Source organism: Mesorhizobium sp. B2-3-14 (assembly GCF_006442175.1).
Lineage (GTDB): Bacteria > Pseudomonadota > Alphaproteobacteria > Rhizobiales > Rhizobiaceae > Mesorhizobium > Mesorhizobium australicum.
In genome coordinates this window covers 305,591-320,482 of the sequence record NZ_VFVP01000004.1, presented here as the reverse complement: position 1 = coordinate 320,482, position 14,892 = coordinate 305,591, and the positions used below count along the sequence as shown (strand labels likewise).

Here is a 14,892-nt window from a genome sequence, read left to right as displayed (position 1 = left end):
AAAGATGATGGCCGTAGAGAGCAGCAAAAACCACGCAGGGGGGCTTCGCCTGTGGCGCAATGCGCGTCTGGCGACCATGGCTGAAAATTCTGCCGGATTGGGTATCGTCGAGCATGGTGCGCTCGCCGCGCGCGACGGCCGCATTATTTATGCCGGTCCGCAATCCGAGATGCCCTCGGCTTTTGCCCAAGGCGAGATCATCGATTGCGAGGGCCGCTGGATTACGCCCGGCCTGATCGACTGCCACACCCATCTGATCCATGCTGGCAACCGCGCCAACGAATTCGAGATGCGGCTGGCCGGCGCCACTTATGAGGAAGTCGCCAGGGCCGGCGGCGGCATCGTCTCGTCGGTCAAATCCTTGCGTGCTGCCAGCGAGGGCGACCTGGTTGCCCAGACGCTGCCGCGCCTCGATGCGCTGATTGCCGAGGGCGTAACCACAGTGGAAGTAAAGTCGGGCTATGGCCTCGATCTCGAAAACGAGAAGAAATCGCTGCGCGCCGCGCGACAGCTGGGCAATGAACGCCCGGTGACGGTTCGCACCACATGTCTCGCAGCCCACGCGCTGCCGCCCGAAGCCAAGGGCGACAAGGATGCCTTCATCGATCTCGTTGCCAAAACGATCCTTCCCGGCGTCGTCGAGGAAGGCTTGGCCGATGCCGTCGATGGGTTCTGTGAAGGCATCGCCTTTTCGCCGGAGCAGATGGCGCGCGTTTTCGATGTCGCCCAGGCGGCTGGCTTGCCCGTCAAACTTCACGCCGACCAGCTGTCCAATCTGCATGGCGCAGAACTTGCCGCGCGCTATGGCGCGTTGTCGGCCGACCATCTCGAATATACCGACGAGGCAGGCGCGGTGGCGATGGCCAAGGCGGGGACCGTGGCGACGATCCTGCCCGGCGCCTACTACTTCATCCGCGAGACCAAGAAGCCACCGATCGGCCTGTTTCGCCAGCATGGCGTCAGAATGGCTGTTGCCACCGACAACAATCCCGGCACCTCGCCGCTGACCTCGCTGCTTCTGACCATGAACATGGCGGCCACCTTGTTCGGCATGACGGTCGACGAATGTCTTGCCGGCGTCACCCGCGAAGCCGCGCGTGCGCTGGGGCTGCTCGGCGAGACCGGCACGCTGGTATCAGGCAAATCCGCCGATTTGGCGATCTGGGACATCGAGCGCCCCGCCGAACTCGTCTACCGCATGGGCTTCAACCCGCTGCATGCCCGCATCTGGAGAGGACAATGACCGAACTGACCCTGAAGCCCGCCAATGCGACGCTGGCCGACTGGCGCGCCATATACCGTGGCGCCGTGCCGAAACTGGACGATGCCTGCCGTCCGAAAATCAAGGCGAGCGCCGAGGCCGTCGCCAGGATCATTGCCAAGGGTGAGCCGGTCTATGGCATCAACACTGGTTTCGGCAAGCTGGCCAGCGTGCGCATCCCCGCCGACGATCTCGAGACGCTGCAGCGCAACATCGTGCTTTCGCATGCCGCGGGCGTGGGCGAGCCGATGCCCGTTGCCGTTGCCCGGCTGATGATGGCGCTGAAACTTGCGAGCCTCGCGCAGGGCGCCTCCGGCGTGCGCTCGCAGACCATCGAGCTGCTTGAAGCGATGCTGGCCAACGACGTCATCCCGGTCGTGCCGGCGCAAGGTTCCGTCGGCGCCTCCGGCGACCTTGCCCCGCTGTCGCATATGACGGCGGTGATGATCGGCGTCGGCGAATGCTTTACTCCGCATGGCCGTTTCCCGGCCAAGGTTGCCTTCGTCTCGCACGGGCTGGAGCCCGTGACATTGGGTGCCAAGGAGGGCCTTGCGCTGCTCAACGGCACGCAGTTTTCGACGGCCTATGCACTGGCCGCTTTGTTCGATGCCGAGGTGCTCTACCAGTCGGCGCTTGTCGCCGGCGCGCTTTCGACCGACGCGGCAAAGGGTTCCGACGCGCCGTTCGACCCGCGCATTCATCTGCTGAGAAAGCACCGTGGCCAGATCGAGACCGCGGACGCACTGCGCGATTTGATGGCCGGCAGCGCCATCCGCGAGTCGCACCGGGTCGGCGACGAGCGTGTGCAGGATCCCTATTGCCTGCGTTGCCAGCCGCAAGTGATGGGCGCCGCACTCGATGTCCTGCGCAAGGCCGCCGATACGCTCGAAACCGAGGCCAATGGCGTCACCGACAACCCGCTGATCTTCGCAGAAGATGATACTGCTCTGTCCGGCGGCAATTTCCACGCCGAGCCGGTGGCGTTCGCCGCCGACATGATCGCGCTGGCCGTCTGCGAGATCGGCTCGCTATCGGAACGCCGCATCGCCATGCTGGTCGATCCAGCGCTGTCAGGCATGCCCGCTTTCCTGACGCCCAAGCCCGGTCTGAACTCCGGCTTCATGATCCCGCAGGTTACGGCGGCCGCGCTTGTTTCGGAAAACAAGCAGAAGGCCTACCCGGCCAGCGTCGATTCCATCCCGACCTCGGCCAACCAGGAAGACCACGTCTCGATGGCCGCGCATGGCTCACGCCGCCTGATCGGCATGGTCGAGAATGCAACCGCGGTGATCGGCATCGAGTTGCTGGCCGCCGCGCAAGGCTGTGATTTCCATCAGCCGCTGGCGTCGAGCGCAGCACTGGAAGCCGTGCGCAAGCTGGTTCGCGCCGAGGTGCCGCATCTCGATAACGACCGGCATTTCCATCCCGACATGGAAAAGGCGATCGCCATGGTGCGCAGCGGTGCGGCTGTGAAAGCCGCGAGCGCTGTGGCACTGCCCTCGATTGCCGGAGCGGCGTGATGACGGCCAGCCCCTGGCTCACGGTCACGCGCGGCACGGCGCCGCTGTTGGTGTCGATCCCGCACACCGGTATCGACCTCGCCGGCCTCGAAAACCGGCTGGTCTCGCCTTGGCTCGGCCGTCGTGATTGCGACTGGTGGATCGACAATCTCTATGATTTCGCCGCCGGTCTCGGCGCCACTGTCGTGCACACCGCGATCTCGCGCACCGTCATCGACGTCAACCGCGATCCATCCGGCGCCTCGCTCTATCCCGGCCAGGCAACCACCGGCTTGTGCCCGACCGAAACCTTTGACGGCGACCCGCTCTACCGCGACGGGGAAGAGCCGGGGCCATCGGAGATCGACGAGCGCCGGCTGAAGTTCTTTGCACCCTATCACGCCGCCTTGCAGGCCGAGATCGACAGGTTGCGCACCTTGCATGGCAAGATTGTCCTCTATGACTGCCATTCGATCCGCTCGGTGCTGCCACGCCTGTTCGAAGGCACGCTGCCGGTGTTCAATCTCGGCACGAATGACGGCAAGAGCGCCGATCCGACGTTGCAGGCGATGGTCAACCAGATCATGGCCGAAACCGGCGAGACTTTTGTCGTCAACGGACGCTTCAAGGGTGGGTGGATAACGCGCCATTTTGGCCAGCCGCTACAGGGCGTGCACGCGCTGCAGATGGAACTCTCCAATCGAGGCTATATGCGCGAGCCCGAGGGGAAGGGCACGCCGGACAATTGGCCGGTGCCCTACGACGCCGCGTTCGCCGCTCCGATCCGCGCCACGCTGACGCGAATTCTTCAAACCGCCATTGACTGGGCCGGGCACTGACGCGCCGCCTCGTCCGAAAGGGACAATGATGAACAATCCCCGTCACAACATACGCGAAGTGCGCGCCCCGCGCGGCGACAAGCTCAATGCCAGGTATTGGACCACCGAAGCGCCGCTGCGCATGCTGATGAACAACCTGGACCCGGACGTTGCCGAAAACCCCAACGAACTGGTCGTCTACGGCGGCATCGGCCGGGCGGCGCGGACCTGGAACGATTTCGACCAGATCGTTGCTTCGCTGAAGATGCTTGGCGAGGACGAGACGCTGCTGGTGCAGTCGGGCAAGCCGGTCGGCGTGTTTCGCACCCACCCGGACGCGCCACGCGTGCTCATCGCCAACTCCAATCTGGTGCCGCACTGGGCGACCTGGGAGAAATTCAACGAGCTCGATAAAAAGGGCCTGATGATGTACGGCCAGATGACGGCCGGCTCCTGGATCTACATCGGCACGCAAGGCATCGTGCAGGGCACCTACGAGACCTTCGTCGAGGCCGGCCGCCAGCATTATGGCGGCAATCTCAGGGGAAAATGGATCCTGACCGGCGGCCTCGGCGGCATGGGCGGCGCGCAGCCGTTGGCCGCCGTCATGGCCGGCGCCTGCTGCCTGGCGATCGAATGCAATCCCGACTCGATCGATTTCCGCCTGCGCACCCGCTATGTCGACGAGAGAGCCGAGACGCTCGACGAAGCCATGGAAATGATCGAGCGCTGGACCAAGGCCGGCGAGGCGAAGTCCGTCGGCCTGCTCGGCAACGCTGCCGAGATCGTACCCGAAATGTTCCGTCGCGGCATCCGCCCCGACATGGTCACCGATCAGACCTCGGCGCACGACCCCATCAACGGCTATCTGCCGAAGGGCTGGACAATGGCCGAGTGGCGCGAAAAGCGTGTCAGCGACCCCAGGGCGGTCGAGAAGGCGGCTCGCGCCTCCATGCGCGAACATGTCGAGGCGATGGTGGCGTTCTGGAACGCCGGCGTGCCGACGCTCGACTATGGCAACAATATTCGCCAGGTCGCCAAGGACGAAGGGTTTGAAAACGCCTTTGCCTTCCCCGGTTTCGTGCCGGCCTATATCCGTCCGCTCTTTTGCCGCGGCATCGGCCCGTTCCGCTGGGCGGCACTCTCCGGCGATCCGGAGGACATCTACAAGACCGATGCCAAGGTCCGCGAGCTCACCCCCGGCAACACCCATCTGCACAATTGGCTGGACATGGCCCGCGAGCGGATTTCCTTTCAGGGGTTGCCGGCGCGCATCTGCTGGGTTGGCCTCGGCGACCGGCACCGGCTGGGTCTCGCCTTCAACGAGATGGTGGCCAAGGGCGAACTGAAGGCGCCCGTCGTCATCGGCCGCGATCACCTTGATTCCGGTTCGGTCGCCTCGCCGAACCGCGAGACGGAAGCGATGAAGGACGGTTCGGACGCCGTGTCCGATTGGCCGCTGCTCAACGCGTTGCTCAACACAGCTTCGGGCGCCACCTGGGTGTCGCTGCACCATGGCGGCGGCGTCGGCATGGGTTTCTCGCAGCATGCCGGCATGGTCATCGTCGCCGACGGCACGCCGGGCGCTGCAAGGCGCCTGGAACGGGTGTTGTGGAACGATCCGGCGACCGGCGTCATGCGCCACGCCGATGCCGGCTATGACATCGCCATCGAATGCGCCAAGGAGCACCAGCTCAACCTGCCGGGCATTCTAGGCTAGCGCTGACGTCATGCGCATTCTGCGTGCCACCGACTACCGGGTCATGCCGTGGAAGAACGGCGGCGGTACGACGACCGAGATCGCCGTCTCGCCCGCTGGCGCCGGGCTCGACGATTTCGAATGGCGCGTCTCGATGGCCCGGGTCGAGACGAGCGGGCCGTTCTCCAGCTTTGCCGGCATCGACCGCACCCTGTCGGTTCTGGAAGGCGAGGGGATCGTGCTTAATGTCGCCGGCCGTCCGCCCGAGCGGATGACAGCGGCTTCCCAGCCTTTTTCCTTTCCCGCCGACCAGCCGACGAGTGCCGCGCTGATCGCCGGCCCGATTACCGATCTCAACGTCATGACCCGCCGCGGCCGCATGTTGCATCAAGTCGAACGCCTGCCGGTTTCGGCGCCTGTGGAAATCTCGACCGAGACCTGTTCCACCCTCATCCTTTGCCACAGAGGCCATGCCATTTTCGCCGGCGCCACGCCTATCCGCCTCGAGCCGCTCGACACCCTGCTACTCGGGCCGGATGTGCCTATCTTGCGGGTTGAGCCCGCCCCGGATGCGACCCTTTTCGTGGTCCGCATAATCAGGGCCGCCTGACGGGTTTGCCGCCAACGGTTACCGCCTGTTTCCAAACATGATCGCGATGCCGGCGAAATATAGCGTACACTGACGATGGCATCACGAAAAAGCCCGAATCCTCTCCGTCGATCGGTCCCGACGGGAGCGAGGGGCGCTCGTCTTTGAGTTGGTCGAAAGATGACGCTCCGTCGTGGTGCGGAAACAAACTTTCGGCATAGGGGTTGATGCAGCCGATTGCATTTGAACCGGTTTTAGGGCCATTGCCGTGGCGGTGACGCCGCTGAGTGCCCGCTTACGGAATTTTCAATGAATATTCAGACGAACCCAGCCCAGATCGAGAAGACAAGCGCGAGCTTCCCGGCCGTCACGGAAGAGCCGATACGATCGGTATTCCTGCCGGAGGAACGGCTCCGGCTGCTCGGCGAGAGCCTGGCCAAGGGCGATCTGACGGATCTGTTCGGCTTGATCCCGTTCGACTTCCAGGCCCGCATCCGTGACAGCGCCAAGAAGATCCTCGAAGTCTACCGGTCGACCAATGCCGCGCAGGGGAGGGGCGAAACCATCACGCCGGCCGCGCAGTGGCTGCTCGACAACAACTATCTGATCGAGGAAACCATTTTCCAGGTCAAACGCGACCTGCCGCGCCGCTTCTACCGGCAATTGCCAACGCTGAAACTGCCCGACGGCGGCACCGTGCCGCGCGCATTGGCTCTGGCCTGGACCTATGTCGCGCATTCCGACAGTTCCGTCTCGGCGACCATGTTCAAGTCCATCGTCCAGGGTTTTCAGTCGGTCGAGCCGCTGAAAATCGGCGAACTCTGGGCACTGCCGTCCCTTTTGCGCTTCGTGCTCATCGAAAACCTCCGCCGCCTGGCGGTCAGGGTCAACCGCACCCGCCAGATGCGCCAGATCGCCAACGACGTGGCCGACAAGGTGCTGGCGACCGACGACAATCCGGACCGGCAGGCGATCCTTGCCAATTTCAGCGCGCATGCACAGGACACCACCTTCGCCACTCAGCTGCTCTATCGCCTGCGTGACGGATCGCAGAATGCCGGCAAGGCGCTGGAGTGGCTGGAAGGCGAACTCGAAAAGACCGGCTCGGATGCCGAGGAAATCATCATTTCCGAGCACCAGACGCTGTCCAGCGGCAATGTGACCACCGGCAACATCGTTCGCGGCCTGCGCCTCATCAACGACGTCGACTGGACGGTGTGGTTCGAGGGCGTCAGTCGCATCGATACCGTGCTGCGCGAGCGCACGGATTTCGCCGCGCTCGACTTCTTCTCGCGCGATCAATACCGCACCGCGATCGAGGAACTGGCACGCCGCTCGAACCTGTCGGAGTACCGTGTCGCCGAAAAAGCCATCGAACTGGCCGGCCATGCTGTCAGCGAAACCGTCCCGGAGAGCGGTGAGGGGGTTGATGCCCAGGCTGCATCCGTTCACACCGATGTCGGTTTCTATCTCGTTGGCCCGCGTCGGCTGGAACTCGAAAAGACGATCGGTTATCGGCCCACGATCAGCCAGATCGTCAAGCGGACCTTCGCCAAGACCGGATGGCTTGGCATCGTCCTGCCCGTCTTCGCCCTGACCGTCCTGCTGCTCGTCCTATCGGGCAACGCCCTTTCCAATCTCGGCCTGTCGGTTCCGTCCATCGTGCTGATGCTGGCCCTGTTTGCCGTGCCGGCCAGCGAAGGCGCGCTCGCTTTCTTCAACACCGTGGTCTCGCTCTTCCTCAAGCCGACACGCCTGATCGGCTATGACTACAGGCACGGCGTGCCGCCCGAGGCGCGCACCCTGGTGGTCGTGCCGTCGCTGATCGGCTCGCGTGACGATGTCGAGGAAAACATCCGCAACATCGAAGTGCATTACCTTGCCAATCTGGCGGACGAGATCCATTTCGCGCTGCTTTCGGATTGGCCCGACAGCAAGATCGAGATCGATGCGGCCGATACCGAGATCTTAGACTTCGCCCGTGCCGAAATCGCCCGCCTCAATGCGCGCTATCCCTCCGAAGGCGCGCCGCGCTTCTACATCCTGCACCGCCGCCGACTCTACAATGCCGCTCAAGGGTCCTGGATGGGTTGGGAGCGCAAGCGCGGCAAACTGCACGAACTCGATCTGTTGCTGCGCGGCGACAGCGATACCACCTTCCTGCCGCTCGAAGTGCCGCTGCCGGAAAAAGTCGTCCATGTGATGACGCTCGACGCCGATACCCGCACCACCCGCGATGCGGTATCGAGCCTTGTCGGCAAGCTTTGCCATCCGCTCAACCGTCCGCATTTCGACGCCACCAGGCGCGTCGTCACCGCCGGCTATACCATCCTGCAGCCGCGCATCACCGCTTCGCTCACCAGCGGCGACGAAGCTTCGTTCTTCCAGCGCGTGTTCTCGGCCAATCGCGGCCTTGATCCTTATGTCTTCGCTGTTTCGGACCTCTATCAGGACGTCTTCAGCGACGGGTCCTTCACCGGCAAGGGTCTCTATCATGTCGATGCCTTCGAGGCCGCTTTGCAGGGCCGCATCGAGGAAAACACCATTCTCAGCCACGATCTGCTCGAAGGCGCGTTGGCGCGCGCCGCGCTGGTCACCGACGTCGAACTGGTCGAGGATTACCCGACCCGCTACTCGGTCGATGCCTCGCGCCACCATCGCTGGGCGCGCGGCGACTGGCAGCTTTTGGGGTACATCTTCAACCCGCGCTCCGGCGTTCCGGCCCTGTCGCGCTGGAAGATGGTCGACAATCTGCGCCGCTCGCTGACGCCGATCTTCTGGGTGATGGCGGCGATCGCCGGCTGGACCTTGCTGCCCTTCACGCAGGCCGCGCAGTGGCAGGCCTTGCTGATCCTGAGCCTGTTCATGGCGCCGACCTTCGACGTCGTCAACGCCATCCTGCCCAAGAGCGGCGACCAGACGCCGCGCGGCCATTTCTCGGCGCTGGCGCGCGACGTCGCCTTCGGCACCGCCATGGTGGCGCTGAAGATCGTGCTGATGGCACATAACGCCTGGATGATGGGCGATGCCATCGTGCGCACGCTCTACCGGCTGTTCGTCAGCCGGCAGAACCTCCTGGAATGGCGCACCGCCTCGCAGGCGCACAAGGCCGGCGACAACGATGTCGGCTCCTATTACGGCATGATGTATGGCGCCGTGATCATCGGCTTTGTCGGTCTCGCCATTCCGGTGCTGGCAGATTCCACCGGTGCCTTCGTCGCCTTCTTCTTTGCCTTGTTCTGGATCGGCTCGCCGGCGATCGCCAGCTGGATCAGCCGCTCCGCAGAAACCGAGGATCGGCTGCGCATATCGCAAGCCGACATCCACACGCTGCGCACCGTGGCGCGCCGTACCTGGCATTATTTCGAGAGCTTCGTGACGGCGGAGCATCACAATCTGCCGCCGGACAATTTCCAGGAGAGCCCCGCGCCAGTCGTGGCGCCGCGCACCTCGCCGACCAATATCGGCGTCTACTTGCTCTCGGTCGTCTCGGCACGCGATTTCGGCTGGATCAGCCTGTCCGATGCCATCACCCGCATCGACGCCACCATGACCACCATCGAGAGCATGCCGCGTCATCGTGGCCATCTCTTCAACTGGTACGACACCACGACGCTGAAGCCGCTCTATCCGCTCTACATCTCGGCTGTCGACAGCGGCAATCTCGCCGGCCACCTGGTGGCGGTGGCGGCTGCCTGCGCCGAATGGGCGGAAGCCCCTTCCGTCCACCTGCAGGGCGATTTCGAAGGCATCCTCGATACGGTGACCATCCTGAGCGAAAGCCTCGATGAACTGCCCGACGACCGCCGCCAGTTGCGCCCGTTGCGCCAACGCCTTGTCGATCGCCTCGACGGCATGCGGCGCGCGGTGGAGACGATCAAGGCACAGCCGGAAATGGCCTCCATCCGCACCATCAACCTGGCGGTCCTGGCCGGCGAAATCCGCAAGCTCGCCACCGCCATTCACACCGAAGCCGCATCGCCGCAGAGCGACGTCATCGTAGACTGGACGGCAAGGCTCGAAACCACCTGCGAGGCGCACGTCCACGACGCCCACAGTGACGAGAACGCCGTCGAGGCTCTGCGTGCCAAGCTGCTCACCTTGCGCGAGCGCACCCGTCGTTTCGCCTTCGAGATGGAGTTCGCCTTCCTGATGCGGCCGGAGCGCAAGCTTTTGTCGATCGGCTACCGGGTCGAGGAACATCAGCTCGACGAAAGCTGCTACGACCTTCTCGCCTCCGAGGCGCGGTTGACCAGCCTGTTCGCCATCGCCAAGGGCGATCTGCCGACCGAACATTGGTTCAGGCTTGGCCGCCCGATCGTCGAGATCGGCTTCCAGGGTGCGCTGATGTCGTGGTCCGGCTCGATGTTCGAATATCTGATGCCGCCGCTGGTGATGAAGGAGCCGCAAGGCTCGATCCTCAACCAGACGAGCAAGCTGATCATCAAGCGCCAGATGCAGTATGGCCGCCAGAAGAATGTGCCGTGGGGCATTTCGGAAGCGGCCTACAACGCCCGCGACCGGGAACTGACCTATCAGTACACCAATTTCGGCGTGCCGGGGCTTGGGCTGAAGCGTGGCCTTGGCCAGAACACGGTGATTGCGCCTTACGCGACCATCATGGCGGCGCAGTTCAACCCGCGCGAGGCGGTGCAGAATCTGACCCGGCTGCGCGAGATCGGCGCGCTTGGCCGTCATGGCTATTACGATGCGGTCGACTTCACGCCGCAGCGCGTACCGGAAGGCACCAACCACGCGGTCGTGCTGAACTACTATGCCCACCATTCGGGCATGTCGATCGCCGCCGTCGCCGACGCCATCTTCGAAGGTCGCCTGCGCGATCGCTTCCACAGCGATCCGGTCATTGAATCGGCCGAACTGCTGCTGCAGGAGAGGGCGCCACGCGACATTCCGACCGCGACCGTCCGCACCGAGGCCGACGAGCGCTCCAAGGACGAGACCGAGACCGAGAGCCCTGACACCCGCATCGTGCTCGATCCCGCGCGGGCGTTGCGTTCGACCAATGTGATGTCGAATGGCCGCTATTCGGTGATGGTGACCGCGACCGGCTCCGGCTACAGCCGCTGGGGCGATCTTTCCGTCACCCGCTGGCAGCCCGATCCGGTCGAGGATCGGCTTGGCTCCTACATCTTCCTGCGCGATGCCGCCACTGGCGACTGGTGGTCCGCGACTTCGGAACCCAGGCGCGCGGCCGAGGAAAAGACGCAGGCCCTGTTTTCCGATGACAAGGCGAGCTTCGTGAAGCTGGTCGGCACGCTGCGCTCCGAAGTGGAGTGCATCGTCATCTCCGAGGGCAATGGCGAAGGCCGTCGCATCACGCTCTACAATGAGAGCACATCCGACCGTCACATCGAGGTGACGTCCTTTGCAGAACTGGTCCTGGGTTCGGAAGCTTCCGACAACGCGCATCCGGCCTTCTCGAAAATGTTCGTGGAAACGGAAATCGCCGCCAACAACGGCGCGATCTTCGCCACGCGCCGCAAGCGTGAAACCAGCGAACCGGATGTGACGCTGGTGCATTTCGTCACCGATCCGTCGGGACCGGCGCGTGATGCCGAGGCCGAGACCGACAGGCGCGCCTTCATCGGCCGTGGCCGCACCATCGTCGATGCCGCCGCCTTCGATCCAGGCGCCAGGCTTGGCGGCCATTCCGGCTTCACGCTCGATCCCATCGCCTCACTGCGTCGTCAGGTGCGCGTACCCGCCAACAAGAAAGTATCGCTGACCTTCTGGACCGTCGTCGGGGCAAACCGTGCCGAGCTGGAGGAGGCGATAAGCCGGCTCGACCATCAGGAGAGCTTTGCCCGGCAGGCGATGCTTGCCTGGACGCGTAGCCAGGTGCAGACCCGCCATATGGGCCTCAGTCTGACCGACGCGGCCAATGTGCAGAAGCTGGCGCGCTATCTGATCTATCCCGACCCGTTCCTGCGGTTGCCGGCCGAGTCCATCGCTTCCGGGTTGGGCAAGCAGTCGAGCCTGTGGCCGACCAGTATTTCGGGCGATTACCCGATCTTCCTGGTCAGGATCGGCGACGTTGCCGATCTCGAGATCGTAGCCCAGGCGTTGCGCTTCCAGGAATACATGCGCACCCGCGGCATGATGATCGACTTCGTCGTCGTCAACGAGCAGGCTTCGTCCTATGTCCAGGATCTGCAGCGCGCGGTCGAGACGCTGTGCGAAAACAGCCGCTTGCGCGGCAAGGAACTCGGACCCCGCCAGCACATTTTCGCGGTGCGCCGCGACCTGATGGAGGAAACCACCTACAAGACGCTGCTCGCCGTCGCCCGGGTTGTGCTGCATACACGTAACGGCACCATCTTCGACCAGATCGAACGGGCCGAGGCGGCCGCGCTGCAGGCGCGCGATGGCCTGCAGCCGGCAGGATTGCCGGGCTCGCGCGAAATCGCGGCGCTCGCACCGCAGATGCATGCATTTGCCTCGCAGGCTGTGACCGACGTCAGCGCCGATGGCTCCGGCCTTAGCCTGTGGAATGGTTTCGGCGGCTTCGACGGCGACGGGCGGCACTATGTGGTGCGCCTGGCCGGCCGGCGAACGACGCCGCAACCCTGGATCAACGTCGTCTCCAACGCCTCGTTCGGCTTCCACACCTCGGCCGAGGGAGCGGCCTTCACCTGGAGCCGCAACAGCCGCGATTACCAGCTGACGCCATGGTCGAACGACCCGGTGTCCAACCGGCCGGGCGAGGGCATCTATATTTACGACCAGGCCAGCGGCAAGGCGTTCTCTCCGCTCGCAGCGGTGGTGCGCGATCCCTCGATGACCTACGAGGCCTGGCATGGCCAGGGCTTCTCGACCTTCCGCTCGAAGCGCGGACCGTTGTCGATGGACCTGACCCATGTCGTCGATCCCATCGATCCGGTGAAGATCACGCGGCTGCGCATCCAGAATTCCGGCCCGGTACCGGCTCGGCTGCGCGTCTATGCTTACGCCGAATGGGTGCTTGGCGGGCATCGGTCGCGCACCGCGGCAACCATAGTGCCGTCCCGCGACGGAGCCACCGGCGCGTTGCTGGCGCAAAATCCCTACGGGCTCGATTTCAGCGAGCGGGTGGCCTTCCTCGCCGCCGACACCGGCGTCCACTCGGTGACGTCAGACCGGGCCGAATTCCTCGGCCGGCACGGGTCCAGCGAGCTGCCACAGGCGGTGCTGAGCGGTTCGGCCCTGTCGGGTCGCGTCGAGGCCGGAGATGATCCTTGCGCGGCGATCGCTCGCGACGTCGAGATTCCGGCCGGCGCCGACGTCACACTTATCTGGCTGCTCGGCGATGCCGATTCCGCGGCGCAGGCGAGCGCGTTAGTGCAGACGCACCGGGGCAAGGACTTCGACCAGCGCCTGGCCGACAATGAGCGCGAATGGCGCGCCTTCCTCGACACCATCCAGGTCGAGACGCCGGACAAGGCACTCGATGCCATGGTCAATCACTGGCTGCCCTATCAGAGCCTTGCCTGCCGCATCCGCGCCCGCTCGGCCTTCTACCAGGCAAGCGGCGCCTTCGGCTTCCGCGACCAGTTGCAGGACACGCTCGCCTTGCTGGCGCACGACCCGACGCTGGCGCGCGACCAGATCCTCAACGCCGCGCGGCGGCAGTTCCCGGAGGGCGACGTGCAGCATTGGTGGCTGCCGCGGACCGGCGCCGGCGTGCGTACCCTGATCTCCGACGACGTGGTGTGGCTCGCCCACGCCACGTCCCGCTATCTCATGGTGACCGGCGACGCCGCCATCCTGAAGGAGCAACTGCCTTTCCTCGATGGACAGGCGCTGGGTGAAGGCGAGCACGACGCCTTCTTCACCCCGGAAATCTCGAAGAAGACAGTGTCGCTCTACGACCACTGCGCGCGTGCGCTCGACCTTGCCATCAAGCGCAGCAGTCCAGCCGGCCTGCCGCTGATCCTTGGCGGCGACTGGAACGACGGCATGAACCGTGTCGGCGAACACGGCAAGGGCGAGAGCGTGTGGCTGGGTTGGTTCCTGTTGAAGACGCTGGGCGACTTCGCCGCGGTCGCCAAGACCGAGGGCGACACCAAGCGCGCACAGGCCTGGGCAAAGCATGCCGACGCGCTGAAGCGGGCACTCGAAAGCACGGCATGGGACGGCGAATGGTACCGGCGCGGCAGTTTCGATGACGGTACGCCTTTGGGCTCGCGTACATCGCAGGAGTGCAAGATCGACTCCATCGCCCAGTCCTGGAGCGTGCTGTCGGGCGAGGGCGACCCGGCGCGGTCGACCACGGCCATGCAGCAGGCGACGAAGCTGCTCGTCGACGACCGTCTCAAGATCGTCAAACTGTTCACGCCACCCTTCTCGAAGACACAGAAGGACCCCGGCTACATCAAGAGCTATCCGCCTGGCGTGCGCGAGAATGGCGGCCAGTATACCCACGCGGCGACGTGGTTCGTCATTGCGCTGGCCGAGATGGGGCAGACCGATGAAGCTTATCGCTGCTTCTCGATGCTAAATCCGGTCAACCACGCGTTCGACGAGGCCTCGGCCGAGCACTACCGCGTCGAGCCCTACGTGGTGGCGGCCGATATCTACGCCGGCGATGACAAGGGAGGTCGCGGCGGCTGGACCTGGTACACCGGCTCGGCGGGCTGGCTTTACCGGGCGGCGGTCGAAGGCATCCTGGGCATCGAACGGCGCGGCAAGCAGATCACATTCCGGCCGAAGCTGCCCAGCCACTGGGATGGCTACCAGGCTTCACTCAAGATGCTGGGCGCCGAGATCAAGGTCCAGGTCATTCGCGACAAAAAGGCCAAGACGATCTCGCTCGAAGTCAATGGTTCGAAGACAAAATCGACGTCCTTCGCACCCAAAGCTGGTGACCAGACCGAGGTCGTGGTCAAGATACCGGCATGAAATCAGCCATTTAGTGATTAGATCGCGCGTCCTCCGGGACGCGCGACGCCGTGCATTGTTTACTTGCGCGCGGGGTGCCGACGACGTTGGCCAGCCGCCCGGGCGAAGTCATGCCGGCCTGCCGTGAT

At 64.4% G+C, this 14,892-nt stretch carries 6 protein-coding genes; all 6 read left to right on the top strand.

The window, feature by feature from the left end; all coding sequences use genetic code 11:
- Positions 1-7: 7 nt before the first annotated feature.
- The 6 genes from hutI to FJ950_RS13260 all read left to right on the top strand — a co-directional run bounded on the left by hutI (position 8) and on the right by FJ950_RS13260 (position 14,764).
- Complete coding sequence (gene hutI, locus FJ950_RS13285; RefSeq protein ID WP_140617106.1) at positions 8-1,243, top strand: imidazolonepropionase; 1,236 nt, start codon at positions 8-10, stop codon at positions 1,241-1,243.
- Positions 1,240-2,781: a histidine ammonia-lyase gene (gene hutH, locus FJ950_RS13280; RefSeq protein WP_140617105.1), complete on the top strand. Its 1,542-nt coding sequence runs from the start codon at positions 1,240-1,242 to the stop codon at positions 2,779-2,781. Before hutI ends, hutH begins: the two co-directional genes overlap by 4 nt.
- Complete coding sequence (hutG, locus tag FJ950_RS13275) at positions 2,781-3,599, top strand: N-formylglutamate deformylase (RefSeq protein ID WP_015318307.1); 819 nt, start codon at positions 2,781-2,783, stop codon at positions 3,597-3,599. Before hutH ends, hutG begins: the two co-directional genes overlap by 1 nt.
- Positions 3,600-3,624: 25 nt before the next feature.
- The gene (gene hutU / locus FJ950_RS13270) at positions 3,625-5,298 is read left to right on the top strand and encodes a urocanate hydratase (RefSeq protein WP_181171199.1); all 1,674 of its coding nucleotides are present in this window, start codon (positions 3,625-3,627) and stop codon (positions 5,296-5,298) included.
- Between the two features lie 10 nt (positions 5,299-5,308).
- Positions 5,309-5,887 (top strand): HutD family protein, encoded by a 579-nt coding sequence (locus tag FJ950_RS13265; RefSeq protein WP_140617103.1) that lies wholly within the window; start codon positions 5,309-5,311, stop codon positions 5,885-5,887.
- A gap of 288 nt (positions 5,888-6,175) precedes the next feature.
- The gene (locus FJ950_RS13260; RefSeq protein WP_140617102.1) at positions 6,176-14,764 is read left to right on the top strand and encodes a glucoamylase family protein; all 8,589 of its coding nucleotides are present in this window, start codon (positions 6,176-6,178) and stop codon (positions 14,762-14,764) included.
- Positions 14,765-14,892: the final 128 nt, after the last annotated feature.